We start from the raw sequence: 26904 nt of genomic DNA on the forward strand, positions 1-26904 counted from the left end.
GCTTCACACTCCAATCCTATCAGCAATTTTTTCAAAAACTATTTCACCATCTAGTATGGTTGCATCCACCTTTACTTCGGTAATTTTTTCGATTGGACAGTTTAATAGGGAAGTATTTACAATCACTAAATCAGCCAATTTCCCTGCTTCAATGCTGCCTTTTATCGTTTCATCGAAGCTTGCGTAGGCCGCGTTATACGTGTACATACGAATGGCATCCATTAGTGATACGGTTTGCTCTTGTCCAAAAGCTGTGTTTTGTCTGGTTAAGCGGGCAACGGCTGTGTAAATGCCTACGAATGGATTAACGGTTGTGATAGGCGCATCTGAGCCGGCGGCGGTGATGATGCCTTGGTTCAGTAAGTCCCTTGCCGCATACATATATTGGGTTCGCTCACCATAATTGCGAATATAGCTTTCGCCGAATTCATACGGGAATGATGGATTGAGAACCGGAATAACGTTAAGCGCTTTAGCCTTTTCTTGTAAGTCCGGGGGACATATGCCCAAATGCTCAACACGATGGCGATGGTCATCGAACGGGTGTTCATGCAATAAACGTTCGATTACGCCTAAATATTGCTCAATCGCCTTATCGCCTTGGGCATGCACGGTAAGTTGATAGCCGTTTTGATGTGCTTTTGAAAAAATAGAATACAGTTCTTCTTCTGTATACATTAAGTAACCGTAATTGTCCGAATCGCTTGTGTAAGGCTCGCGCGTCGCAATGGTCGGCCCTGTGCTGCTGCCATCCGTGAATAGCTTGGCAGGTCCGATTTTGAAAAAGTCATTGCCCGTATGGGTCATGACCCCGGCCTTTAACATGTTTTTCGTAAAGGTTTCGCAATCAGTTAGACTGCCAATCATGGCATAAGTCCTGACCTTTAATTGCTTTTTATAGGAAGCCTGCTGCATGATTCTGAAGCTGTTTTCATCGAATCCCCCTGCATCGTGGACACTTGTGATGCCGTTTGCAAATAATTGTTCTTGCGCCTTTGTGAGCGCTTTAAATAATTCTTCCTCGCTATAGGCTGCATATTGATTAAATTGAAAAAGGGCATTCTCGATGAGGCGGCCTGTAAAGTTGCCGCTGCTGTCTTTTTCGATCGTTCCGCCTTGTGGATCGGGTGTTGTGGCATCGATTCTAGCTAATTTTAAGGCAGCTGAATTCACCACGCCGATATGCCCGCAGGTACGTGTAATGACAATCGGATGTTCTTCTGTCAGGTGATCAAGCTCCTGGATGGTGGGATATCGTTGTTCCTCTACCATTAATTCATTGAATCCAAATACGCGGATGATTTGTCCGGCATTTGTCTGTTGAACAATGGAAGCTAATTTCTCCAATAACTCTTGAATGGAATGTATAGCGGGTTCTTTACAATTGAGGTGCATTAACGTATTGCCATATAAAAAAAGATGCATATGCGCATCAATCAGACCAGGTAAAACAGATCTCCCGTGCAAATCAATGACTTTTGTGGTGGAGGAGATGCGCTTTCTGATTTCCTCCGTTGTGCCTACTGCGGCAATCTTGTTGTCTTCTATCAAACATGCTTCAAAGACTTCGTTTCTACTATTTACTGAAATGATTTCGCCATTTACTAGAGCTGTTTGATTCATCGGTACACTCCTTTGCAACAATTTTTAGAATACATAAAAAATATAACATAGTTTTTTAGCTGCTCGAAATGAACAGAATGTAAAGTAGTTCTATGTGCTGTTTTACAATATGTTATATTATTCAGTATAAAGAAAATATTTAGGGGGTGGGTCAACATGTCTTATTCGCTGACGGTTCAAGATTTATTTGCTAGAAACCATTTCCAAAATGCGGAGATTATCGCTGGTTCAAGCGGGGTATCGAACCCTGTCAAATGGGTTCATATACTAGAATCAAAAGAAATCACTAGTTTAATAAAGGGCAGCGAATTAATTTTAACAACAGGAATTCAACTCGTTGAGGAAAAGGCTTTCTTTCATTTTGTCGAACAACTGATTGAAAAAGGGTCTGCTGGACTATGCATTGAATATGGCGAGCATATTCAATCAGTGCCTGATCATGTCATCAAGTTGGCCAATGATCATCACTTCCCGATTCTAGCGTTTAGCGAAATCGTTCCTTATATTGAAATAACGCAAGAAATACATAGTATTTTAATTAATCAACAGTATGAAATGATCAAACGGTTGGAGAATTATTCACAAGAAATCAACAAATTAACTTTGAAGATCACTCACTATGAACATCTTTTAATGAGACTTTATAAATATTTAAACATGAACGTTGTCTTTATCATAAACGGCCAGCAGCCATTGTTTATACCAAATGTGAAACACCATATTTATGAGGACTTAAGGGAAAAATATGAAACAACGGGGAGTTCCAAGCATTTTGCGAAATGTGAGGTTAATATATTAGAAGAACGGTACGGGGAATTATGCATTTTCACAGAGGACCGCATGATCAATGAGTTTGAATTGTTAGTATTGGATCGAACGGTTATTGCCCTGTCACAGTATTTGCTGCGCAGCTTATATATCGAGGAGAAACAAAATATGCACTCCCGAATGGTTTTGGAATCTTGGCTAGCTGGAACCATTGAAGATTCTGTGATTACCTCCTTCTTACAGGAACAGAGTTTTCACCATTTATTAAATTGCTCTTACTTTGTATTGATTGACCAGGTTAAGAAATTGAAGAAGGAAAATGATTTAAATTATTACAAACTATACTCCCGGAATGTTTTTGAAAAAAGAGGATTCGTTGTATTTTTATTAGAAGAGAAACAAAGGTTTATTTATGTGATTGCGGATATTTATGGACATGATCTAAAACACCGTATTATTGACTGCATTGAGACAATCAAGAACTTTAGAAAGGATCATCAATATATCAATCTATCTGTCACGACCGCTGTCGGGCAGATTGTGAATCAGTATAAATTAGTCCATCAAAGTTACGAAACGGCACAGGATACATTGTTAATCCGAAGCAATGCTGCCCATCTATCTTATTTTTACGAAGATCTGTATTTACATCAATTAGTTCTTCAAATGCAAAAAAATAAAGCCATTATGGATTTAGCCAAAAAATATTTAGAGCCTCTCTATGAATACGATGCTAAAAATAATGGGAATTTGATTATCACATTGCAGGTGTATCTACAATGCAATTGTCAGAAAAACGAAGCGGCGGAAAAGCTATTTATTGTTCGTCAAACGTTATATCATCGTTTGTCTAAAATTGAAAGCTTAATAGGAAGTGATTATATGCTTCCGCCTAAGCGTCTTGCGGTTGAATTAATGCTGCTCGCTACGCAATTTCAATTCCACCCAGCAGATTAGTGATCCCTCTTGAAAGAGGGATTTTTTTAAGTTTCAACTTTGAGAAATGTCCAGCTACAGCACCCTAGCGGCTAGTGTCCTTCGCTCTCCGCCCTACGATAAGTCAACATCGAATCACCTCCGGCTCTTCGTGTTTCCTTTATCTCAGTTGGAGCGCTCCAGGCCATACGCCGCTGACCAGGGCGCTTTCGCTTTTCTTCTTGTCAATATGTGAAACGACATTCTTAAACATTTTACATTGTGTCTGATGATTATCGGTTCCTTACCCTTCAAAATAGAGAGTAAGAAAACAAATTGTAAAGGAGAGACTCAAATGGAAAATGTTCGAATCACCGAAAATTTAGTCACGAAGGATGAGAAATATCTTTGGCATGCAATGAAGCCGTATAACCCGCAAGCGACTGCCATTATTCAAAAAGCAGAGGGAGCTTGGCTGACAGATATTGAGGGCAATCGTTATTTGGATGCTATGTCGGGATTATGGTGTGTAAATATTGGTTATGGAAGAGAAGAAATGGCCAAAGCTGCCTACGACCAGCTTCTTGAGAACAACTATACACCATTAACAAGCGGTCATCCTGCAGCGATTTTACTTGCTGAAAAAATCAGTGATCTATTAGGCGGAGATTATGTTGTCTTTTTCTCCAACAGCGGCTCTGAAGCAAATGAAACCGCTTTTAAAATTGCCCGGCAGTATCACCAGCAAAAAGGGCAGGGCACGCGTTATAAAATTGTCTCGCGGTACCGGGCCTATCACGGGAATTCAATGGGGGCACTTGCAGCAACAGGGCAAGCAGAGCGGAAGTATAAATACGAACCATTAGCACCAGGTTTTATTCATGTGAAAGCACCGGATCAATACCGTAATAATGAGGATGGATTAAGCGAGCTGCCTTCCGTTACGGCAGTGGACGAAATTATGACATGGGAACATTCAGAAACCATTGCGGCGATGATTATGGAGCCGATTATTACTGGCGGCGGGGTTATTATGCCTCACGATGGTTACTTAAAAGGTGTAAAAGAAGTGTGTGAGAAGCATGGTGCATTATTAATTGTAGATGAAGTCATTTGCGGATTCGGACGCACTGGAAAAACGTTTGGACACCAAAATTATGGGGTGAAGCCGGACATTATCACAATGGCAAAAGGACTTACCAGCGCCTACATGCCGCTTTCAGCAACTGCGGTAAAGAGAGAAGTTTATGAGGAGTTTACGAAAAGCGGCAATTATGACTTTTTCCGCCACGTCAATACATTTGGGGGCTCTCCAGCGGCTTGCGCGGTTGCGTTGAAAAACCTCGAAATTTTGGAGAGGGAAAATTTAGTTGAACAATCTGCCGAAATGGGCGCAATTTTACTAGAAGAATTAAAAACCAGGATTTCAGATCATCCCAATGTTGGCGATATCCGCGGAAAAGGATTACTTGTTGGAATTGAGCTGGTAGAAGACCGTGATACAAAAAAACCTTTGTCTGTTGAGAAGGTTAATCAAGTGATTGCCAAGTGCAAAGAACAGCAACTCATTATTGGAAAAAATGGCGTAACCGTTGCAGGATATAACAATGTATTGACATTATCCCCACCGCTGAATATTACGTTGGAGGAAAAGGATTTTATTGTGGCAACATTGGTGCAAGCGATTGAATCATTATAAAGCGGCAGTATTGAAAATCGAAGGGAGAATAGGCAGATGACAAATATTACTGAAGTGAAAGAACTTACACATTTTATTGATGGAAAAATGGTTCCCGGTGAAAGCGGCCGTTTTTCAGACGTATTCAATCCGGCGACAGGTGAAGTCATTGCGAACGTGCCATTAGCTTCGGCAAATGAAGTGAAAGCGGCCATAAAAAAGGCAGAAGCCGCCTTTCCGAAATGGCGCGATCTTTCTGTAGCAAAGCGGGCTGAAATTGTCATGAATTTCCGAAGCCTGCTAAAGAAAAATCAAGATAAAGTAATCGAATTAATCTGCGCCGAAAGCGGTAAAACGGAAGAAGACGCTATGGGCGAAATTACACGCGGATTAGAATCGGTGGATTTAGCGATTAATGCGCCGCATTTGATGAAGGGTGAATACTCAGTCAATGTAGGCGGACAAATTAATGCGTATTCAGCTAAATATCCACTTGGTGTCGTGGCGGCAATTTCTCCATTTAATTTTCCAATAATGGTGCCTTTGGCGCAAACAAGCATGGCCGTGGCTGTTGGAAATGCTGTTATTTTAAAAGCTTCCGAGCGCGTGCCAATGACAGCTTTGTATATAAGTGAATTATGGAAAGAAGCTGGCCTCCCGGATGGTATTTGGACCGTCATCAATGGCGATAAAGAGGCGGTAAATGAACTGCTTGAAAATCCGGCTGTGCAGGCTATTTCGTTCGTAGGATCTACGCCGGTTGCTCACTATATTTATGAAACCAGCGCTAAATATGGCAAACGTGTTGTTGCTTTAGGTGGCGGCAAAAACAATATGGTCGTGATGCCGGATGCTGATTTGGAACAAGTTGCGAATGCTTTCATCAGCGCGGGGTATGGAGCGGCCTCACAACGTTGTATGGCAATTTCTACTTTAATGCCAGTCGGGCAGGAAACGGCTGATCGCCTGGTAGCAATTTTAAAAGAAAAGATTGATCGCTTAAAAGTAGGCGCTTATACCGAAGGCGCAGATTATGGCCCGGTTATTTCTAAGCAGGCGAAAGAAAGTATCCTAAAAGCAATTGACCGCAGTGAAGAAGAAGGCGCCACAATCGTGTGCGATGGACGTAATCAAGATGTTACCAAGAATAGCAAAGGATTCTTCGTGGCACCAACTTTACTTGACCATGTAAATCCGGAAATGCAAATCTTTGAAGAAGAAGTTTTTGGACCTGTTCGGAATGTTGTACGTGTTGATACGTTAGAGGAAGCCATCAAATTAATTAACCAGCAACACCTGGCAAATGGCGTAACGATCTTTACAAATAACGGGCTGGCAGCCAGGAAGTTTACCACTGAAATTGATGTAGGAATGGTCGGTGTCAATGTGCCGATTCCGATTCCGGTAGGTTACCACAATTTTGCTGGTTTCAAGGGCTCAAGATTTGGCGAAGGGCAGATGTTTGGGCCGGATCAGGCGCGGTTCTTTACTAAGACAAAAATGATTTCGGAACGATGGTTAGCACCTAGCGAAAACAGCGGGTTGTCGTTCGCGTTTCCTAGTGATAAATAATTTTAGCTTTGCTCAGAAAAAAGTAACAGCACCTCTGATTTAATAGAGAGGTGCTGTTTTGTTTGTAAATGCCTAGATGAACATTTGATGCATCTTTGCTTACTTTAATATTCCCCTTTAAACAGTAGACACATGTTTAACATCAACGAAATAGGACAATATTGGAACTTAGTCAATTATTGTTACCTTTAATTGTTTTACACCAAAATTAATAGCATCTTGTTTAGATGGGATAAAGACATCAATTCGATTTCCTTTAATGGCTCCGCCAGTATCTCCGGCAATGGCTTCCCCATAGCCTTCGACATAAACTTTACTGCCAAGCGGTATGACAGCCGGGTCAACTGAAATTACCTTTTGATTTGGATTTTCGATAAGGTTAATACCGGTAGCTGTTATACCGGAACATCCTTGGCACGAAGCTGTATAGGCTGTAGCTTTCACTGTAATTTCTTTTGTATTTGTATTACCTGTTGATGCAGCAGGTACGGCTGGTGCAGTTTCCTTTGGCGCTTGTACTGCCGGCTGTATTGGTTTTTCTGTTCTAGCTGTATTAGTAGTTTTTATACTTTCAAAGATTAATAGATTTAATCCGGGATGGATGAGATCGGTATGTATTTCGTTCCACTCTTGAAGTTGTGAAACCGTTACATGATGATCCATGGCGATGTCCCATAATGTGTCACCTTGTTTAACCGTATATTGTTTTTCCGGTGCAATGGTTAGTATATCTCCAGGGTGGATAAGGTCCGTTGTAAGCTGATTCCACTTTTCGATTTGTTCCACAGATGTATTATTTTCGCGTGATAGTCCCCAAAGGGTATCCCCTTTTTGTACAGTTATCGTTGCCGCTTGTACATTAGCACTTACAGTTACTGAGAGTACAGCAACTGCTATAATTGTTATCATTTTTTTAAGCATTCTTTTACCCTCCATGTTCTTTGGCTGCTAATTTTTATTAAGAATATCATAGATTTTTCTAATACAAAGAACAGGGAGGTGTTAAATCGTTTACATCTGTGGCATTTATATTGCAATAATATTTCCGAAACGAATGAATAATCAAAATTAATACGTCTTTTTAGGTGTAAAATGGCCAATGCCCTTTAATTTGTCGTCAAAAAATTTTAAAATGAGGCTATTTTCAGTTTCAACACAGTAATAGGGATCAATGTCTGCACTTCCGCCTTGAATATAATTTGCAAGTATAGGAGAGAAAAGCGGTAAATCCGTCAAGCTTAAATGCTTTGCTCCTTGGAAATGGACAGTATATGCGTCTTTAAAGTTTTTATTATTGAGCTTATTCGCTACATAAGTGGAGTTGCTGTCGAGCTGGCCCCAAACATCGTCAGAATAAATGTTAAGAAGCGGAGTCTTGAAGGCTTCGTCACGTGCAGCATAATCTCCGATTTCTTTCTTATAAACAAGATCACTAAAGAACGGGGCATCAATATTTACAACTGCATCTATATCATCACGTTCCCTGCCCAGCCAAACACTTGATGCCCCGCCCATTGAATGTCCGAACACACCAATTTTCTCTGTATTGATATGTTGATATACAGAGGTTTTGTCACTTTTGGCTTTTTGAAGGATCGTATCTATGACAAAATTCATATCGTCTGTTCGCAGCTTCATCCATTTTTGAATGAGTCCATATTCTTCAGCCCTCGTGTAAATGCCTTCTTTATTGAGATTGTCGACTTCGCGGTTATAATCTGTATTGATCAAGACATTCGTTCCATCCTCTGAACGAGTATAAAAGGAATGATAGGGATGATCGATTGAAACGACTATATAGCCGTGGCTTGCCAGCTCGGTATAGGTAGAGGTATTGCTTGCCTTAATACCATAGGCTCCATGTGAGAACACCAAAAGCGGGTATTTCTCATCTGCATTTTTTGGATACCAAAATTCCACATTTACAAACCTGTTGTCTCCATTATCGGTAAATTCCTCCTTACGGTTTTTGTCAACATATGTGTAAGTGGCGGTTGAAACTTCATATTCACCTGTCACTTTTGGCGATGGATGCTGTGGAAAAACAATTGCCGGAACAAGTGCAAAAACGAAAGCCAATAGCATGATGATCGATTTCCACACAAGTTTAGAGGTTTTGTATTGTTTAGTATTTGTTTTGTTACGGATCAGAGAAACTGTTCCCGTGACGGCTAATATGAGGAGCAGTATAGCAGGCAGTACCCAGCGCAAACTCCACACAATCACCGATGAAAGTGTGAGAATAATAAATGCACAAAAAACAGCAATCCTCATCCAATTCTTTATTTTTTTATGGTTTTGCTTCGTTACCATACAGTAGATGGCAAAGGCAATCTCGAAAGTCAATGCGATCAATAATAGTAAAGTGCCCATTGTAGTAACCCCTTCTTTTTTGAAGTATTTTTTATGAACTCATCATAAAAAAATACGAAAAGGATGTATATAGAAAAACTGTAAGTTGCATCCACAGGCAAATAAGATGTAAAGAAAGCGGTAAGCTACATAAGCTTACCGCATCAAAGTTGCAGACACCTGCTGCTTGATAAATTCATTGACTACTCTTAAATGCCTTAAGTTTTTCGTTGATTTTTTGGGCTTCTTGTTTATCGTGTTTCCATGACAGCAGACGAACCAGGATATAGATTCCTGCAATTTGCAAGGCAAGAATGATTCCATCCACTGCGTTATTCACAACATCAAAAATGCTGGCAAGGGCAATCAATAGAATCTCCAAGGTGAGAAAATGAATGGCCATTCGAATACGCCTTTTCTTCTCACTTAGATCATGAGGAGAATACAAAATAAATCCAATTAATGCACTAAAAAATGAAAATGCCATAATGATATAAATGGACTTTAAATCAAAGACCAAATCGGGATCATATATTTGACGCAAAATTGTCATCATAATGATGATGGAAGCGAAGATAAGCAGGAAATCCTTCATAATCTTTTGTACAAATTTGGATATCTTCATATGTATCGCTCCTTTTACAAGCCAAGCCTATTTTTAAGGACAGGCACATACTGCCTTGATACAACAGCACGTTCCCCATTATCAAGTATCGCTTCAAATCGGCCGCTTATGGACGGATAAATAGATGAAATTTTAGCGATGTTTAAAATAGTCGATTTCGATGCCCGAAAACAGTTCTTATTTTTACATAATTCCTCGATCTCATAAAGCTTTTGTTTTACTTGAAAGACGTTGTCCTTACAGTAAATAAACACCTTTCCGTCAACTGCCTCGAAATAATAAATATCACTAAGCTTAATTCGGTGAACTCTCTCATTTTGATATCCGAGTATAGTGAGGTCGTCTGTTTTCAGCTTGTTTACGATTTCGTTTATTTCGTCATCCACCTCATGACACCTAATGAGGATCTCTTCGCCCAGTTCTTTGTTTATCTTTTCTATTGAAATTTTCATATTATCACCCACGAAAATTCAAATTATTTCAAGTCGACTATGGCACAATCTGACCTGCTACTTACATCTCTCAGACTACTTTATTATAACACCACGGTGAATGATATTTATTAAGTAAATGGAAATCATAAGAAATATTCCTACTCAACAAGACAGTTTATCTAACTAAATTCAAATTAGGAGAAAAAAGATGAATGCGATTAATACGAGTGAATCTTCTGTAGAACAAAAGGAAACGGTTATGAATAAAATTTTAGGAGCAATCAGTGGTAGTTTTGCACCTATTTTAGGGGTACTTGCCGGATCTGGATTAATTTCAGCGTTATTATCTATTTTAACGACATTGGGATGGTTATCTGCTAAAAGTGCAACCTATGCCATTCTGGCCGCAGCTGGACATGCTATATTTTACTTCTTTCCCGTTTTTCTCGGGATTACATTAGCGATAAAACTCGGAGCCAATGGCTATGTTGGCGGTGCGATTGGTGCGGCACTTTTGGAACCGCATTATACGGATTTAGTTCATTCTGGTGCTCAAGATGCAAATTTCTTAGGGATTCCGGTTATACTCGCCAGCTATTCCTCCACTGTTTTTCCTATCTTAATTGCTGTTTCAATTTATGCCATTTTAAATAAACTTTTGAATAAAGTCATTTACAAAGACTTACAAATGTTTATTAACCCACTAATTTCATTAGTTGTTATTGTTCCTTTAACTATCCTTATTTTTGGTCCTTTTGGTACATATGTCGGTGAAGCGATCGGAATGGTTATCGAGTTTTTAAGTTCAAAAAGCGGGCTTTTAACTGGGGCTGTACTGGGTGCAGGATGGACTTTCCTAACGATATTAGGCCTTCACTGGGCAGTCATTCCATTAGCGATTGCCAATCTTGCCAAAGGCGGCGATCCGATTATTGCGATGGCAGCTGCTGCACCTTTTGCTCAAATAGGGATGGCGATAGGGGTCTTTTTGAAAACGAAGGATAAGGACTTAAAAACGGTCACTGGATCAGGAATTGTTCCAGGTGCATTAGCTGGCACAACAGAACTTATCACTTATGGTGTCCTTGTACGTTATAAACAAACGATGGTCATTGTCGCAATTGCAGGAGCAATTGGCGGAGCGATTAATGGGGCACTTGGCACAAGAGCAACGGCATTTGCTCTTCCAAGCTTCTTATCTATTCCTGTTTTTTCACCGATAGGATTCTTTATCATCGGTGTGTTAACTGCTTTGGTATTAGCTATGGTTCTGACACTTGTATTTGGATATGAAGGAAAAAATAATGCAGTGCCAGCTAAAACGGTAAAAGAATTTGGACTGGCGAATGTAAGTAGAGAAACCATCTTAAGTCCATTGAGCGGGGAAATTGTTCCATTAGGCGAAATAAGCGATCCTCTTTTTTCAACTGAGACGGTAGGAAAAGGAATTGCGATTGAACCCGAAAACGGCGAAGTGATTTCACCCGTTGACGGAACGGTTACCACTCTATTTCCGACGGAGCATGCCATCGGTATTACATCAGAAGGGGGGGCTGAAATCTTAATTTGTATTGGGGTTGATACGATTAATTTAAAAGGTCAGTTTTTCCATTCTCAAGTAAAGCAATGGGATGCAGTGAAGAAAGGCGACTTGCTTATTCAATTTGACCTTGAAAAAATTAAAGCTGCAGGCTTTGATGTAAAAACTCCTGTAGTCATTACTAATACCAATCAATATATGGATGTTGTCCCAGCGATAGATGGGAAGGTTCAAGCAAAAGATGAATTAATCAAGCTGATCGTATAATTAAAAGGAGCTCGGAACCAGGAGAACGGCTCTAGCAGCACAAAAAAGCTGTGAGAACAGTGCCCCAGGCACTTCCATATAATATAAGGGGAGTGATGACATGTCTTTTTCAAGTTTAAAAGAATTGATTGAGCTTGCCAAAACAGAAAAAACAACCATTTATGAGTTAATGATAAACGCAGAGATCGAGCAAAAGGGGTATGATAGAAAAACGATAATCGAGAAAATGGCGAAGCAATTTACTGTAATGGAGGAGGCTGTCCGTGAAGGGACGACGAGCTCCGTTATGTCCCGTACCGGCTTGACGGGCGGGGATGGATACCGCCTTCACCAATATGCTGAAAACGGGAATTCCTTTGTTAATTCTAAGACACTAAAGGCCGCAGCAAATGCCCTCGGTGTATCGGAAGTAAATGCGGCAATGGGGCGGATTGTGGCCACGCCAACAGCGGGTTCAGCGGGAATTTTGCCAGCTGTCCTTGTTCATGCCCTTGATAGCGGGAAATTTACACGTGAAGAGATTGTACAGTCCATGTTCACTGCCTCTGCCCTCGGCTTGGTCATTGCGAATAGGGCTTCCATATCAGGTGCTGCAGGCGGCTGTCAGGCAGAGGTTGGATCAGCCACTGCAATGGCAGCCGGCACTCTCGTTGAACTTGCCGGCGGTACCCCGGCGCAGGTTGGAAACGCCGTTGGAATTGCGTTGAAGAATTCTCTTGGGTTGGTTTGTGACCCTGTTGCCGGGTTGGTGGAAATCCCGTGCATCCTTCGCAACGGATTACATGCGATTACCGCCCAAGCAGCAGCAGATATGGCTTTGGCAGGGGTAGTCAGCATCATCCCCCCGGATGAAGTAATCCATGTGATGCATGAAGTGGGGCAGCAAATGCCTGAATCGTTGAGGGAAACCGGTATCGGCGGTCTAGCCGGCACCCCGACGGGTCAAAAATTAAAAGCGCAGATTTTCAGAGAAAAAACGAGTGGCTGCGGGCCGGCCAAATACGAAAGTGCTTATGAGATTATTGGACCGGTTATGGTTGGACCATCAAGTTCTCATACAGCCGGGGCAGTCCGGATTGGCAATATTGCCAGCCAGCTGTTAAACGAAAGACCATCATATGTTAAATTCTCGCTGATGGGTTCCTTCGCCGAAACCTATCAAGGACATGGAACCGACTTAGCTCTAATAGCAGGTGTACTTGGGCTGTCTACCATGGATGCAGGCATTCCCAATGCAAAAACTCTTGCTGAAGAAAACGGCTTACAATACGAGTTCACGAAACGGGTGCTTGGAAGCTATCACCCGAATACGGTTCTCGTAGAATTATCTGGGGCTTCACGTACGGTAAAGCTCTTGGCCAGCTCTTTAGGCGGCGGTAAAGTGGAGGTTCAGGAATTGGATGATTATCCGTTAAAATTTTCCGGTGAACGGCCCACATTCGTGATTCGCCATAGTGACCGGAAGGGAGCGATTGCTGAATTATCTGGAATCCTTTATCGAAACGGCTTTAACATCGCCCGAATGGCGAATGAACGTTCAAAAATCAATGGTCCGGCGATCACGATTTGCGAAATCGATAATAAAATGGATGACACTCTATTAACTTTATTAAAAAAGGAAATACCAATTATTGACGAAATTGTCTTAGTTAAAACTAATTAGCAGCGTGGGACTGTTTAAAGGGGTGGAAATGTTCACCCTTTAAATAGTCCCGCTTTTTTATATTGTTTCGGTGTTGGTCAAGCCTTTTAGGAAACAATTCAAAAATGGATGACGATTCCAGTTTTCTTAAGTATAATTCAATTATAAAAAGGCTATTAGGACGGTGAGAATAAGGTGAAAAAAATAGCAGTCGAAAGCTTAGTTCAGAAGTTTTCATTGAAAGTAGTGGCCGGTGAGGGGCAACTGCAAAATGTCATTACGCAATCACGGGTGCATCGTCCAGGCCTGGAATTTGTTGGCCATTTTGACTTTTTCCCGACAGAGCGAGTTCAAATATTAGGAAAAAAAGAAATTACCTATTTACATAAATTAAGCAAAGAGGAACGTAAAATCCGAATCGGAAATATTGTCCAATATCACCCGCCATGTTTTATCGTAACCGCTGGTGAAGAGGGTCTTACTTATTTAACCCACCATTGTATTGAACAGGGGATTCCCTTGCTGGTAACAAACAAGCCAGAGGTCACATCAGAGTTTATCACCAAATTGGATGCGTATTTGGTGAAGGAATTAGCACCGGAAATGGCTGTGCATGGAGTTTGTGTGAATGTTTCTGGGATTGGAATCTTGCTTCGCGGTCATTCAGGGGTAGGAAAAAGTGAGACGGCGCACACGTTAATTCGCCGGGGGCACCGGCTGGTTGCGGACGATATCGTTATCCTTAAGAAGCTTAGCCCGCAGACCATTCTGGGGACTCATGATGAGAAAACCAAGGAGTTTCTGGCTCTTCGCAGTATTGGCTTATTGAATGTGGTCCGCTTATACGGCCGCAAGGCTTTTCAAGATGAATCACGAATTGCGCTTGATATTAATTTAACAAAATGGGAAAAAGATGCCTTGTATAATGATTTGGACCAGAAATTTCACTATACAGATTATATGGGTGTGAAAATTCCGTCTATCGAAATCCAACTCCAGCCTGGACGTGATGTAGCGGGGTTAATTGAGGCAGCGGCAAATAATTGGTATTTGAAGCAGCAAGGATACAGCGCAGCAGAAGAGTTCATGAGCAGGATAGAAGCCGATATTACAAACTCAAGTATGGAATAATCATGCAAATAATAATTTGCTAGAGCATTTGGTGTTTATAAGTTCTGGCAAAATACTAATAGAAAATAAAGATGTCAGTCATATTACCACGATTTAACAAGTTTACAAACTATCTTATAATAATAAATATTTTAAATCTATTAATAATAGTGATACACTATTAGTAGGTTATTATTGATCCAGAAAAGGTGTATGAATAGTCGCGTGCTGGCCTGCTGTGAGACTTAAGGGAGAGCGCCTGCATCCTTTCTGCAAATTTTAAGGTAAGGGACGGACGGTAAAAATGAGTAACAGACAAACTAGAACAGACGTTATCTTAATTGGTGCCGGAATCATGAGTGCGACTTTGGGAACACTTTTGAAAGAATTAGTACCGGGCTGGAAAATGACAGTTTTTGAGAAGCTCGAAAACGCAGGAGAGGAAAGCTCTAACGAATGGAATAATGCAGGTACGGGGCATTCTGCACTATGCGAGCTTAATTACACCGTCGAAAAATCGGACGGATCGATAGATATTAGCAAAGCGATAAAAATTAATGAACAGTTTCAGGTTTCAAGACAGTTTTGGTCGTATCTTGTAAACAGCAATCTGATCGGTAATCCACAGGACTTTATCAGACCATTGCCACATATGAGTTTAGTTGAAGGTGAAAAGAATGTTACTTTTTTGAAAAAACGTTTTGAAGCGCTTTCGAACAACCCATTGTTTGAAGGAATGGAATTTTCCGATGACCATGACAAACTGACGCAATGGATTCCGCTTATCATGGAAGGCCGTTTATTGAAGGAACCAATAGCAGCTACAAAAGTCGATTCTGGAACGGATGTTAACTTTGGCGCTTTAACGCACAAGCTGTTTGACCACTTAAAGAATCAAAACGTTGATATTAAATATAAGCATCAAGTTGAGGATATAAAACGTACGAGCGACGGCTTATGGGAATTGAAAGTGTGGAATATGGATACCGGCGCCATTGAACGCCATACGGCGAAATTCGTCTTTATCGGCGGCGGGGGCGGGTCCTTGCCGTTACTGCAAAAATCCGGTATTCCTGAAAGTAAGCATATTGGAGGATTCCCTGTAAGCGGACTATTCCTGGTATGTAACAATCCGGAGATTGTAGCGCAGCACCATGCAAAAGTATATGGCAAAGCTAAAGTTGGTGCGCCTCCGATGTCTGTGCCGCATCTTGATACACGATACATCGACAACAAAAAGTCTTTGTTATTTGGACCGTTTGCCGGATTCTCGCCCAAGTTCTTAAAAACAGGTTCAAATATGGATTTATTAGGTTCCGTAAAACCGAATAATGTCCTCACCATGTTAGCGGCAGGTGCAAAAAACATTCCGTTAACAAAATATTTAATTCAGCAAGTGATGTTATCAAAAGAAAAGCGAGTGGAAGAGTTACGCGAATTTATTCCGAACGCGAAAAGCGAAGATTGGGATATCGTCGTAGCAGGCCAACGTGTGCAAGTGATTAAGGATACCGATGCGGGCGGCAAAGGAACGCTTCAATTTGGTACGGAAGTTGTTAGTGGGGCCGATGGGTCGATCGCTGCATTGCTCGGTGCTTCTCCGGGTGCTTCTACCGCCGTTCATGTCATGCTCGAGGTATTAAAAAAATGCTTCCCGCAACATTTAGAGGCGTGGGAGCCGAAAATAAAAGAAATGATTCCTTCTTATGGCGTGTCACTAGTTGAAAACTCAGAGCTTTTCCACGAAATTCATACGTCAACAGCGCGGACGCTTGGTCTAAGTGAAAACTTGAAGGTACAGAAAGAGACCGCTAGATAAAGAATGAAAAGAGCTAAGCCAGATATAAACCGGCTTAGCTCTTTTCTATTTACCTATTAATTTTGGATTAATTTCGGATAAGATAATCGAATGCACCTAGGGCAGCAGTAGCACCTGAACCCATCGAAATGATGATTTGTTTATATGCGCTATCTGTACAGTCGCCTGCAGCAAAGACACCAGGGATGGTGGTAGCTCCATGCTTATCAACGATGATTTCGCCCATTCTGGTGCGTTCAATCGTTTCGTCTAACCAATCGGTATTTGGGACGAGACCAATCTGAACAAATACACCTTGTAATTCAATATGGTGCTCTGCTCCCGTTCCACGGTCAATGTAGGTAATACCGTTTACCTTGTCGATACCGGTAATTTCCTTTGTTTGAGCATTTTTGATGACCGTTGCATTTGGAAGGCTGTAAAGTCGATCTTGCAATACAGAATCAGCTTTCAACTCTGGTGCAAATTCAATAACTGTTACATGCTTTACAATACCCGCAAGATCAATGGCTGCTTCAATACCGGAATTACCGCCGCCAATAACCGCAACGTGTTTTCCTGCAAATAGCGGGCCGTCGCAATGAGGGCAGTAAGCTACACCTTTGTTCTTAAACTCTGCTTCACCTGGGACACCAACATTGCGCCAACGGGCACCTGTTGAGAGGATGACGGTTTTGCTTTTTAGAACAGCGCCGTTTTCCAGCTCAACCTCGATGAAATCTTTCTTTTCTAAGCTTTTTGCCCGCTGCAAATTCATGACATCAACGTCGTATTCTTTCACATGCTCTTCAAGGCTTGCTGCAAGTTTTGGACCTTCTGTCTGCTTTACGCTAATAAAGTTCTCGATGCCGAGAGTATCCATAATCTGACCGCCAAATCGTTCAGCAACAATGCCTGTACGAATGCCTTTACGTGCCGCATAGATGGCCGCACTTGCACCCGCTGGCCCGCCGCCGACAACGAGGACATCGAAAGGATCCTTATCAGCAAACTCTGAAGCATCTGGAGCGCTGCCGACTTTTGCAAGGATTTCCTCTAGTGACATCCGGCCGCTGCCAAACGATTCTCCATTTAGGAACACCGTTGGGACGGCCATAACCTGTTTGCTTTCTACTTCTTCATTAAACGCTGCGCCATCAATCATGGTATGAGTAATGCCAGGATTAACAAGACTCATTACGTTCAGTGCTTGTACCACATCAGGACAGTTGTGGCAGCTCAGGCTAATATAAGATTCAAAGTGAAATTCACCTTTAATCGTTTTAATTTGATCAATGACCTTTTGTTCAACCTTCGGAGCTCTTCCGCTTACTTGCAAGAGAGCCAGAACTAATGAGGTAAATTCATGGCCAAGCGGGATGCCGGCAAAAGTGATCCCGGTATCTTCTCCGATCCGATTCACACTGAAGCTCGGTGTCCGCTGTAATTGTGCATGTTCAATCTTAATATTGGATGACATGGTGGCTAATTCATCCACTAGAGCCACCATGTCACGAGAAACGTCATCAGATCCTGCGCTAACTTTGAGCAGCACATCGCCTTCCATCATTTGAAGATATTGGGCTAATTGTGCTTTTATATCTGCATCTAGTATCATTTGATCTGCTCCTTAAATTTTTCCTACAAGGTCAAGGCTTGGCTTAAGTGTTGCAGAGCCTTCTTTCCATTTTGCAGGGCAAACTTCACCAGGATTTTGGCGAACATATTGTGCTGCTTTAATTTTGTTAATAAGTGTGCTAGCATCACGGCCAATGCCGCCAGCGTTAATTTCAACAGCTTGGATCACGCCGTCTGGATCAATGATGAATGTACCGCGGTCTGCAGCACCTTCTTCTTCAATCAATACATCAAAGTTACGGGAAAGGACATGGGCAGGGTCACCGATCATTGTATACGTAATTTTACCAATGGTTTCTGATGAATCGTGCCATGCTTTATGTGTAAAATGAGAATCTCTAGAAACAGAGAATACTTCAACGCCAAGTTCTTGCAGTGCTGGGTACTGATCTTGAAGATCTTCTAACTCTGTTGGGCAAACGAATGTAAAGTCAGCTGGATAGAAGCAAACTACGCTCCACTGACCTCTGAAGTCTGCATCTGAAACTTCCAAAAATTCTCCATTTCTGTATGCTTGTGCTTTGAATGGTTGTACTTCTTTTCCAATTAGAGACATAATAATTTTCCTCCTAGTGTTTTTTGAGAATGTTTAAAAAGCTAGTTTAGACAAATAGTCTAAATAATAAACAGCTAATTGCAATTCTCTTTTAATTATAATTAGTTATTTAAAATAATTCTAATTCAAAATCTATTATCATATAACTCTTGTAAATTTGTCAAGCGAAATAGAGTACTATTTTAAAAGATAGGATAAATATGATTGAATTGAAAAACTCAAATTTTCAATTAATCTCAGCATTCTCAATTACATTAGATTTCTCGCCCCTTGGAACCTAAATTAAATAATGAGCAGCTGTTTCAAGAAAAACGAAAGAAGCAGATGAGTTCTCCCCTCTGCTTCAATGATATTTCTTATACCAATCGACGAATTGTGCTAAGCCTGTTTCTAAGGTTGTTTTCGGATAGTATCCTGTTTCCTTTTGTAAATTTGTTATGTCTGCATAAGTTTCCTTCACATCACCCGGCTGCATCGGCAGAAATTTTATTTTTGCCTTTTTCCCAACGAGTCTTTCTAATTGTTTAATAAAGTCCAGCAACTTGACGGGATTATGATTGCCGATATTATAAATCCGGTAAGGAGCAAAGCTAGTACCCGGGTCAGGATTTTTGCCATTCCAGTTAGAATTGTATGCAGGGGGATGATCGAGTAATGCGATGATTCCATCCACAATATCATCAATGTAGGTAAAGTCTCTGCTCATATCCCCATGATTAAATACCTTTATTGTATTCCCTGCAATGATATCCCGGGTAAAAGAATAGTAAGCCATATCCGGTCTTCCCCATGGACCATAAACCGTAAAGAATCGGAGTCCGGTTGTTGGGATCTGAAATAAATGGCTGTACGTATGGGCCATCAATTCATTTGCCTTTTTTGTCGCAGCATAAAGGCTTAAGGGGTGATCGACACTATCATTAGTGGAAAATGGAATTCTTGTATTGGCGCCATAAACAGAACTGGATGAGGCATAGATCAGGTGCTCTATTTTATGATGCCTGCATGCCTCTAAAATCGACATAAACCCGGCCAGGTTGGAATCAACATAGGTATGGGGGGCGGTTAAACTGTACCGGACACCGGCCTGGGCAGCCAAATGAATTACCCGATGGATGGATTGATCAACAAATAGCTGATTTATTTTGTTCCGCTCAGTTAAATCGATTTTATAAAATTCAAACTTAGGATGTTTTTCTATAATTTTTAGACGATCCTTTTTTAATGAAACATCATAATAGTCATTTAGATTATCAATCCCAATAACCTGATAGCCTTTGGCTAACAATTGCTTTGCCAGATGGAAACCAATAAAACCCGCTGCACCCGTCACTAATATGGTCATTTTTTTCTGCCATGTCCTTTTTTTCGATCATGTTCTTTTTTGTGACTATGCCCATGTCTATGATGGTGTTCCTTTTTTCGCTTGGATCGCTTTTTTGTGCTAGTTTTCTTGGTTTCATTTGTTCCTTTATTACCGTCCTCCGGATTTGTGAGCGGGATCGGTGTTTTGGTCCATTCCGCATGTGTTTTTGGGTCAATCGCCTTTACTTGTTCCAGGGAAGGAATCTAAGAAATTTCTTTCATGAAGGTTCTGGAATAACTCCAGCGGCCGCTCTTGAACACGCGAGAACGAATAGACATGATCGACCATTTTAAACCCGGTATTGGTGACAATGATATGCCGTAAGGGAGCATCGATTTGCTTAAAACCTGATTGCTTCTGGGTTGTTAAAATATCGAGCAGTTTTTTAGTAATCTCTTCTGATAAGGTAGATTGTTTTTTTAGAAAAGTATTTAAGTCAGGCCCTACCAGGTATTCCATTAGAACATAATTGGTTCCTTTTTCATAGACTTTAGGGATAAAGGATAAGTTTTGACAAGATAATAGAACCTCTTGTTCCTGCTTGGCATTTTCCGGTTTCCCATAAATCTTTACACAGGTATCTTCAGCAACCCGGTAGACTGCACCCTGATGCCCTTTTCCGATAAGTGGCTGCGTGACGGCGCTGTCCACCTTGACTCCCTCCCCTGATCCCCCAGAGGTGACGGGAATATTTTTATAATCCAAACTATTTTTGTTAAAATACTTTTCCCACTCTTGTAATGTCTCCGGTTCCAGCCTTTTTACTACTTCTAAGAAGGACTCTTTTAATAGAATGATATTTAAATCCCGCAATAGTTTTAATGGGACAGGGTGAATCCGTTTGAAGGCATTCACATGGTCAATTACTTTCAACTCTTCATTTTCAAGGACAAAAATATGTCGCAGCGGGGCATCAACCATCGTGAATTTTGCCTCTTTTAATTCTTTTAAAATAGTCAGCAGTTTGCTGGCGATGGATTCAGGGATATACGTGCAATTTCTGAGGTATTCCTTTAATGTTGGGGCATTAAAGTATTCCATCACGATAAAGTTTGAACCTGTTTCGTAGACCTTTGGGAAAAATGATAGATGTTTGCCAGCGCTTAGTGCATCGGCTTCCATTTTTGCTTGCAGCGGGTCTGTATAAATCTTCACACACTTTTCTTCTGATAATTTAAAAACGGCGCCTTGTGCACCCATACCGATCAGCGGATACTTAGTAGGGTTTTCAATCTGTAAGGTTTTGACGCCTTTCGTTACTTTAATTGATTTAAAATCCTTCATTTCGATCCTCCTAACAGTTCATCATAATAATTTGCCTGCTGTAAGAGCTGTTTCTGAAGATCAAAGGCTTGTTCAATTTTTTTGCGGGCTGCAATGGAATATTTCCCCCATACCTGCCGATTCTTTAACATAAACTCAAGAGCAGCGGCAAGTTGTTCAACGTTGTTTTCCTGCACTAAAAAGCCATTTTGCTTATGTCTAACTAATTCAGGGATGCCGGCATGCCGGGTTGAGATGACTGGGACGCCTGTTGCCATTGCTTCTTTTAAGGTATTCGGAATCCCTTCTACATCTCCGTTCGCGGCTTCTAAGCTGGCAGCGCAAAATAAATCTGCATTTCTTAAGTGTTCCCGGACTTGTTCTTTAGGGAGATGGTGTAAGAGACGAAATGAATCCCCTAATTCTAACTGTTTAGCCAAGGCCTTCAGCTCTTCTTCTAATTCCCCTTTGCCGATGATTGTCAATGTCGCATTTGGGAATCTATCCTTTATTTTATGAAAAGCTTTCATGAGAATATGGTGGCCCTTTTTCTCTACTAACCTGCCGATTGAGATAATGTTTTGGGAGCCGTTCCTCTTAGGTGTGCGGTAGGTGTATTGACTAAGGTCGACACCGCCATATAACACTCTGATTTTCTCTGGAGGGCACCCCCATGCAATGATCCTATCAGCTAAATATTGACAGACTGGGAAAAAGCGATCTCCTTGCTCGAACAGCTTTTTCATGTTCTCTAAGTATCCAACTGGCTGATTGGCAAGGGTTGCATCCCTCCCGCGGATACTAGTGACTAACGGAAGCTTTGTTGCATTCTTAAATGGGAGTAATAATACCCCTAATTGACCGTGGTGGGCGTGTAAGAGTGACAGCTGATGTTTCTTAATAAATTCAGTTGGCGAGAAGATCTCATTTAAATAGTGTACCTTTTCATTAAGAAGCGAGAGATCAATCATATATTTAGGCTGGCGGACGGTATGGATATAATCATAGTTAGGAACATTCCGAATCTGTGATATATATTGGGTCGGGTCAACCCTTAAATTTAGATGCATGACTGTACGCAAATAAAACTACTCCTTTCCATCTTGGTAAACAAAATCGTTTTGTTTCCAAATATGGTATGCGTTTCTGCTAAAATAAGCTTGGACAAATTGGAATTTAAGTAAAAAGTGGAGAAACTTATACATTGCTGCTAATTCTATTCCTGAATTTTAAATGGGCGGAAAAATATCTCAAATTAAAGATATTGGCCATTGAGATTCATTTTTGCTATTGTTGGAAGATAAGGTTACATAAAATGGAGGGATTGTCAGTGGAAATAGGGGTAAGTACGTTTGTAGAGACAACGCCGGATGTTCAAACGGGTGAGGTGAAAAGTCATGCCGAGCGGCTGCGTGAGGTGGTTGAAGAAATTGTTCTTGCTGACAAGATTGGTTTAGATATCTTTGGTGTTGGTGAGCATCACCGTAAAGATTATGCGGCTTCCTCACCAGCAATTGTGCTGGCTGCAGCTGCGTCGCAAACGAAGCAAATTCGGCTGACGAGTGCCGTTACAGTGCTTTCCTCCGCCGATCCTGTACGGGTATTCCAAGATTTCGCTACACTTGATGCCATTTCGAATGGCCGTGCAGAGATTATGGCAGGCAGGGGTTCGTTTATCGAATCCTTTCCGTTGTTTGGGTATGATTTAAATGACTATAATGAGCTGTTTGATGAGAAGCTGGAGTTATTATTGAAAATCCGCGAGTCTGAGAAAGTGAGCTGGAGGGGCGGGCACCGGCCGGCAATCAACAACCTGGGCGTGTATCCTAGACCGGTTCAGGATCCATTACCTGTATGGATTGGCAGCGGGGGCACACCACAATCTGTCATTCGTGCGGGCATGCTTGGCCTGCCGCTTGTTTTAGCGATTATTGGAGGCAGTCCGCTGCAGTTTGCCCAGCATGTAAATCTCTATAAAAGAGCGGCTGCCCAGGCAGGCCATGATGTGACTAAGCTGCCAGTTGCCTCACATTCGCATGGTTTCGTTGCTGAGGATACCATGACGGCAGCAGATAAATTTTTCCCTTCAACGCAGCAAGCCATGAACGTACTTGGACGGGAACGCGGCTGGGGGCATTATGACCGCTCAAGTTTTGATGCTGCCCGAAGCTTTGAGGGTGCACTGTACGTCGGAGATCCGGAAACGGTTGCGGCAAAAATTATTCATCTTCGCAAACACGTAGGCATTACCCGCTTTATGCTCCATGTACCGGTTGGCTCCATGCCGCACGAGGATGTATTGAAGGCGATTGAGCTGCTGGGAACAGAAGTGGCACCGCTGGTTCGGGAAGAAGTCGCTAAGTGGGAAGCAGAGCAGGTTTAGATCTTGAAAAGGGATTACATTGACCGAATGAGCCTGTTTGGATTCAGAATGGTAAATGAAAGGTGATTACATTGACCGAATGAGCCTGTTTGGATTCAGAATGGTAAATGAAAGGTGATTACATTGACCGAAGGAGCCTGTTTGGATTCAGAATGGTAAATGAAAGGTGATTACATTGACCGAATGAGCCTGTTTGGATTCAGAATGGTAAATGAAAGGTGATTACATTGACTGAATGAGCCGGTTGGCAATCAGAATGGTAAATGAAAAGGGTTTACGTGCCCTAAAACGGCATGCGTACAAGGAAAAAGGTCATGTAAAGAAAGGGCCTTCATTGTACAAGGAAAGAAAGAGAGGCTGAGCAGAAACAGTGTATGTTTCGACTCAGCCTCTCTTTTCTTTACCATTCTTTCGGCTCATAGTTTAGGTCTGTAAATAGCTGCTGGCGTTCTTTTTTCGTGAGGTCCCGCCATTGTCCGATTGGCATGCTGCCTAATTCAATATTCATAATCCTAATCCGTTGCAGCCTGACTACCTCGTAACCAAGTGCCGCACACATCCGGCGGATTTGTCGGTTCAGACCCTGAGTTAAGATAATTTTAAAGACATATTTGGATAACTGTGTTACTTTGCAAGGGAGTGTTTTCGTATCTAATATCTCTACCCCGGCAGACATTCGTTTGAGAAACTCAGGCGTTATCGGTTTGGCCACGGTGACAATATACTCCTTCTCATGCTTGTTTTCTGCTCGAAGAATTTCATTCACAATATCCCCGTCATTTGTCAGCAATATTAAGCCATCCGAATCCTTGTCTAAGCGGCCAATATGGAAAATACGTAATGGATGGTTGACGAAATCAACAATGTTTCCTTTTATATGTCTTTCCGTTGTGCTAGTAATACCAACGGGTTTATTTAAGGCAATATAGACATAGTTATGTGAAACATTGACCGCACTGCCATCAATGCAGACCTGGTCACCGGGCTCAACCTGGCTGCCTATTTGCGCCACTTTCCCGTTGATCGTAACCCTGCCTTCACTTATTAATTTATCTGCCCCGCGTCTTGAGGCCTTACCCGACTCACTAATAAATTTATTTATCCTAATGGTAACCACAACCTTACGTGGAGAATCTTACATTTTAGAATACCGCAACCGCCTCCTATATTTCAAGTGGGGGTACAAATGCCGTAAACGTAAAGACATACGAAAGATTAAAGTTGTCGAAAAAAATTAGTTCTTTTAAACTATATTTTTAAAAGAATATAAAAATATTACAATATTTTCTCCAAATTGTGACAAAAAAATTTGCCCTGTCATGTTACTGTAATGATAATTACATAATGGGGAGATGAATATGAAAAAATTATCGATTGTTTTTGTTCTAATATTTAGCATCTTTTTCTTTAATGTACCAACAGACGCAGCTGGTAGTTCACAATTACTAGTCATCAACAAAAAAATCAATACACTCGCTTATTATGATGGCGGGAAGTTGATTAAAACCTTTAAGGTGGCAACGGGCAGATCTAGAGATCTAACCCCGGAAGGCACATTTAGAATTGTGAATAAGATTGTCAATCGTCCGTATTATACGGGTAAGATTCCCGGCGGTGATCCACGTAACCCATTAGGTGACAGATGGATGGGGCTTGAGGCAAGAGGTACATATGGTACCACATATGGAATACATGGAAATGCGAATGAAAGTTCCATCGGTAAATATATTAGTTCAGGTTGTGTACGCATGCACAACGAAGAAGTACGCTGGCTTTACAGCCAAATCCAGATGTACACACCAGTAATCATTACCTGGTCTGATAGCAGCTTTGATGCAATTGCCAAAGCAAATGGATATTCGGTCAGCACGAACGGCTGGGTACTGGCTGACGGGAAATGGTATTTTTATGCCAATGGTGTAGCGAAAACAGGCTGGCTTTCTACTGGTGGAGTATGGTATTACCTTGATGGCTCCGGTGTCATGAAAACCGGCTGGGTATTAGATAATGGTAAATGGTATTACCTTGAAAAAAGCGGTGCGATGAAAACAGGCTGGTTGTTAAGTGGTGGAAAATGGTACTATCTTGAAAAATCCGGCGCAATGAAAACCGGCTGGTTAGCGAATGGAGGCAAATGGTACTTCCTAGACAATAGTGGCGCAATGAAAACGGGCTGGTTAGCAAATGGAGGCAAGTGGTACTTCCTTGAAAACAGCGGCGCGATGAAAACCGGTTGGTTAGCAAATGGAGGCAAATGGTATTTCCTTGAAAACAGCGGCGCGATGAAAACAGGCTGGCTAAACGATGGAGAGAAAAAATATTTCCTAGATAACAGCGGCGCGATGAAAACCGGCTGGGCAGCAATTGATGGCAAATGGTATTACTTCTATCCAAGCGGCTCTATGGCTGTAAATACAGTCATTGACGGCTGGGAAGTCGGTCCAGATGGTGTATGGATTGTTCCAGTCCCTGCTCCAGTTACAGATCCAGTTGAATATGTTGCTTTAGGTGATTCTTTAGCAGCCGGGATGACTCCTCTAGGGGGAGATGGTCCAGGTTACCCTGATTTTATTGCTGAAAAATTCAAAGAATCCAAAGAAACCTATGATTTAAGGGATTTTGATAACTTTGGAGTTTCAGGCTTTACAACTACTCATGTAATTGAACAGCTGAAAAACGTTGAAGTACAAAAGGAAATTAAAGAAGCTACACATTTAACGATTGATATTGGTGCAAATGATCTGCTCCCTGTGATCCAAACGAATGCAGCACAAGCACCGGCAGCGATTGCCGAGGCAGCGAAAAACATAAACATAATTTTAGGCACCATTGATCAATTAAATCCAACAGTCAAGGTGTATGTGATGGGCTACTATAACCCATACCCATATATTCAAGACGCGGGGCAGAAAGTTCAATTAGACCAATTATTACAAGGATTTAACGCCCAGATTCAAGCACAGGCAGCTCAACATGGCGATACATTTGTCGCTACAGATACACTAATTGCAAGCAAGTTCCAAGAGTATCTTCCAAACCCGGCTAATATCCACTTAAGCTTAACAGGATATCAGGCAGTAGCTGGTGAGTTCTGGAAGGTCATGAAATAGGTGAATAAATAACTAGTTTCATAGTAAATAGAGACATCTAAAAAAGGGTGTCTCTCTTTTTTTGCAGTGCTGATTGAAGCGAATATTTATGAAACATTTGTAATATTTCAGAGGTGTAAACATTATTGTACACTTGTTTACATTTCGTATACTTCTTGTCTGCAGATGCGTTTACATGTTTACAAAAATGTGTACATCCCGTCACAACAGCATGTTTACGAACTTGTCATCGATGTATACATAAATGTAAACATTATGGTCAAA

General features: G+C 41.4%; 20 protein-coding genes. 9 read left to right on the forward strand and 11 right to left on the reverse strand.

Annotated elements, in window-relative coordinates:
• Positions 1-3: 3 nt before the first annotated feature.
• A complete protein-coding gene (locus ACO1D1_RS01845; protein ID WP_423334695.1) occupies positions 4-1623 on the reverse strand; it encodes an amidohydrolase in 1620 nt (539 codons plus the stop codon).
• 156 nt (positions 1624-1779) lie between these two features.
• Between ACO1D1_RS01845 and ACO1D1_RS01850 the strand changes: the two genes are divergently transcribed.
• The 3 genes from ACO1D1_RS01850 (at position 1780) to ACO1D1_RS01860 (ending at position 6556) form a co-directional block, all read left to right on the forward strand.
• Positions 1780-3348: a PucR family transcriptional regulator gene (locus ACO1D1_RS01850; RefSeq protein ID WP_423334696.1), complete on the forward strand. Its 1569-nt coding sequence runs from the start codon at positions 1780-1782 to the stop codon at positions 3346-3348.
• Between the two features lie 313 nt (positions 3349-3661).
• Positions 3662-5005, forward strand: a complete 1344-nt coding sequence (locus tag ACO1D1_RS01855; protein WP_423334697.1) for an aspartate aminotransferase family protein — start codon at positions 3662-3664, stop codon at positions 5003-5005.
• Between the two features lie 36 nt (positions 5006-5041).
• Positions 5042-6556, forward strand: a complete 1515-nt coding sequence (locus ACO1D1_RS01860; RefSeq protein ID WP_423334698.1) for a CoA-acylating methylmalonate-semialdehyde dehydrogenase — start codon at positions 5042-5044, stop codon at positions 6554-6556.
• 168 nt (positions 6557-6724) lie between these two features.
• Here the strand turns inward: ACO1D1_RS01860 and ACO1D1_RS01865 are convergent, their stop codons facing one another.
• The 4 genes from ACO1D1_RS01865 to ACO1D1_RS01880 all read right to left on the reverse strand — a co-directional run bounded on the left by ACO1D1_RS01865 (position 6725) and on the right by ACO1D1_RS01880 (position 9985).
• Positions 6725-7477 carry a LysM peptidoglycan-binding and 3D domain-containing protein gene (locus ACO1D1_RS01865; protein WP_149872489.1) on the reverse strand — a complete coding sequence of 251 codons (753 nt, stop codon included), beginning with the start codon at positions 7475-7477 and terminating at the stop codon, positions 6725-6727.
• Between the two features lie 147 nt (positions 7478-7624).
• Positions 7625-8929, reverse strand: a complete 1305-nt coding sequence (locus ACO1D1_RS01870; protein WP_423334699.1) for an alpha/beta hydrolase family protein — start codon at positions 8927-8929, stop codon at positions 7625-7627.
• 175 nt (positions 8930-9104) lie between these two features.
• On the reverse strand, positions 9105-9533 hold the full coding sequence (locus ACO1D1_RS01875; protein ID WP_423334700.1) for a DUF3021 family protein: 429 nt from the start codon (positions 9531-9533) through the stop codon (positions 9105-9107).
• A gap of 14 nt (positions 9534-9547) precedes the next feature.
• Complete coding sequence (locus ACO1D1_RS01880) at positions 9548-9985, reverse strand: LytTR family DNA-binding domain-containing protein (protein ID WP_149872486.1); 438 nt, start codon at positions 9983-9985, stop codon at positions 9548-9550.
• 190 nt (positions 9986-10175) lie between these two features.
• Between ACO1D1_RS01880 and ACO1D1_RS01885 the strand changes: the two genes are divergently transcribed.
• From ACO1D1_RS01885 to ACO1D1_RS01900, 4 genes are all read left to right on the forward strand, one after another.
• Entirely contained in the window at positions 10176-11774 is a 1599-nt protein-coding gene (locus ACO1D1_RS01885) for a glucose PTS transporter subunit IIA (protein WP_149872485.1), read from the forward strand.
• Positions 11775-11874: 100 nt separating this feature from the next.
• Positions 11875-13437, forward strand: a complete 1563-nt coding sequence (sdaAA, locus tag ACO1D1_RS01890) for an L-serine ammonia-lyase, iron-sulfur-dependent, subunit alpha (protein ID WP_149872484.1) — start codon at positions 11875-11877, stop codon at positions 13435-13437.
• A 174-nt stretch (positions 13438-13611) separates the two neighbouring features.
• Positions 13612-14547 carry an HPr(Ser) kinase/phosphatase gene (hprK, locus tag ACO1D1_RS01895; RefSeq protein ID WP_149872483.1) on the forward strand — a complete coding sequence of 312 codons (936 nt, stop codon included), beginning with the start codon at positions 13612-13614 and terminating at the stop codon, positions 14545-14547.
• Between the two features lie 283 nt (positions 14548-14830).
• Complete coding sequence (locus ACO1D1_RS01900; RefSeq protein WP_149872482.1) at positions 14831-16345, forward strand: malate:quinone oxidoreductase; 1515 nt, start codon at positions 14831-14833, stop codon at positions 16343-16345.
• 67 nt (positions 16346-16412) lie between these two features.
• Here ACO1D1_RS01900 and ahpF read toward each other — a convergent pair whose 3' ends face one another.
• From ahpF to ACO1D1_RS01925, 5 genes are all read right to left on the reverse strand, one after another.
• On the reverse strand, positions 16413-17942 hold the full coding sequence (gene ahpF / locus ACO1D1_RS01905; RefSeq protein WP_149872481.1) for an alkyl hydroperoxide reductase subunit F: 1530 nt from the start codon (positions 17940-17942) through the stop codon (positions 16413-16415).
• 12 nt (positions 17943-17954) lie between these two features.
• Entirely contained in the window at positions 17955-18518 is a 564-nt protein-coding gene (ahpC, locus tag ACO1D1_RS01910) for an alkyl hydroperoxide reductase subunit C (protein WP_149872480.1), read from the reverse strand.
• Between the two features lie 343 nt (positions 18519-18861).
• Positions 18862-19863 (reverse strand): NAD-dependent epimerase, encoded by a 1002-nt coding sequence (locus tag ACO1D1_RS01915; protein ID WP_149872479.1) that lies wholly within the window; start codon positions 19861-19863, stop codon positions 18862-18864.
• A 192-nt stretch (positions 19864-20055) separates the two neighbouring features.
• Complete coding sequence (locus ACO1D1_RS01920) at positions 20056-21168, reverse strand: hypothetical protein (protein WP_423334701.1); 1113 nt, start codon at positions 21166-21168, stop codon at positions 20056-20058.
• Positions 21165-22229 (reverse strand): glycosyltransferase, encoded by a 1065-nt coding sequence (locus tag ACO1D1_RS01925; RefSeq protein WP_149872477.1) that lies wholly within the window; start codon positions 22227-22229, stop codon positions 21165-21167. Before ACO1D1_RS01925 ends, ACO1D1_RS01920 begins: the two co-directional genes overlap by 4 nt.
• A gap of 248 nt (positions 22230-22477) precedes the next feature.
• Between ACO1D1_RS01925 and ACO1D1_RS01930 the strand changes: the two genes are divergently transcribed.
• Positions 22478-23530, forward strand: coding sequence for an LLM class flavin-dependent oxidoreductase (locus ACO1D1_RS01930; RefSeq protein ID WP_149872476.1), 1053 nt, complete (start codon positions 22478-22480; stop codon positions 23528-23530).
• Between the two features lie 400 nt (positions 23531-23930).
• Here the strand turns inward: ACO1D1_RS01930 and rluF are convergent, their stop codons facing one another.
• The gene (rluF, locus tag ACO1D1_RS01935) at positions 23931-24638 is read right to left on the reverse strand and encodes a 23S rRNA pseudouridine(2604) synthase RluF (protein ID WP_423334747.1); all 708 of its coding nucleotides are present in this window, start codon (positions 24636-24638) and stop codon (positions 23931-23933) included.
• A 250-nt stretch (positions 24639-24888) separates the two neighbouring features.
• Between rluF and ACO1D1_RS01940 the strand changes: the two genes are divergently transcribed.
• Positions 24889-26640: a L,D-transpeptidase family protein gene (locus tag ACO1D1_RS01940; RefSeq protein ID WP_423334702.1), complete on the forward strand. Its 1752-nt coding sequence runs from the start codon at positions 24889-24891 to the stop codon at positions 26638-26640.
• The last annotated feature ends 264 nt before the right edge of the window (positions 26641-26904 follow it).

Origin of the sequence: Neobacillus sp. 19 (assembly GCF_049463095.1) — a bacterium.
Classification (GTDB): domain Bacteria; phylum Bacillota; class Bacilli; order Bacillales; family Cytobacillaceae; genus Neobacillus.

Bases quoted from the DNA above. Each gene is read 5' to 3' on its own strand.
- ahpC (WP_149872480.1), bottom strand. From the start codon at position 18,518: ATGTCTCTAATTGGAAAAGAAGTACAACCATTCAAAGCACAAGCATAC.
- ACO1D1_RS01870 (WP_423334699.1), bottom strand. From the start codon at position 8,929: ATGGGCACTTTACTATTATTGATCGCATTGACTTTCGAGATTGCCTTT.
- ACO1D1_RS01920 (WP_423334701.1), bottom strand. From the start codon at position 21,168: ATGAAGGATTTTAAATCAATTAAAGTAACGAAAGGCGTCAAAACCTTA.
- sdaAA (WP_149872484.1), top strand. From the start codon at position 11,875: ATGTCTTTTTCAAGTTTAAAAGAATTGATTGAGCTTGCCAAAACAGAA.
- ACO1D1_RS01900 (WP_149872482.1), top strand. From the start codon at position 14,831: ATGAGTAACAGACAAACTAGAACAGACGTTATCTTAATTGGTGCCGGA.
- ACO1D1_RS01915 (WP_149872479.1), bottom strand. From the start codon at position 19,863: ATGACCATATTAGTGACGGGTGCAGCGGGTTTTATTGGTTTCCATCTG.
- ACO1D1_RS01940 (WP_423334702.1), top strand. From the start codon at position 24,889: ATGAAAAAATTATCGATTGTTTTTGTTCTAATATTTAGCATCTTTTTC.
- ACO1D1_RS01865 (WP_149872489.1), bottom strand. From the start codon at position 7,477: ATGCTTAAAAAAATGATAACAATTATAGCAGTTGCTGTACTCTCAGTA.
- ACO1D1_RS01860 (WP_423334698.1), top strand. From the start codon at position 5,042: ATGACAAATATTACTGAAGTGAAAGAACTTACACATTTTATTGATGGA.
- ACO1D1_RS01880 (WP_149872486.1), bottom strand. From the start codon at position 9,985: ATGAAAATTTCAATAGAAAAGATAAACAAAGAACTGGGCGAAGAGATC.
- ACO1D1_RS01845 (WP_423334695.1), bottom strand. From the start codon at position 1,623: ATGAATCAAACAGCTCTAGTAAATGGCGAAATCATTTCAGTAAATAGT.
- ahpF (WP_149872481.1), bottom strand. From the start codon at position 17,942: ATGATACTAGATGCAGATATAAAAGCACAATTAGCCCAATATCTTCAA.
- ACO1D1_RS01850 (WP_423334696.1), top strand. From the start codon at position 1,780: ATGTCTTATTCGCTGACGGTTCAAGATTTATTTGCTAGAAACCATTTC.
- ACO1D1_RS01885 (WP_149872485.1), top strand. From the start codon at position 10,176: ATGAATGCGATTAATACGAGTGAATCTTCTGTAGAACAAAAGGAAACG.
- ACO1D1_RS01875 (WP_423334700.1), bottom strand. From the start codon at position 9,533: ATGAAGATATCCAAATTTGTACAAAAGATTATGAAGGATTTCCTGCTT.
- ACO1D1_RS01855 (WP_423334697.1), top strand. From the start codon at position 3,662: ATGGAAAATGTTCGAATCACCGAAAATTTAGTCACGAAGGATGAGAAA.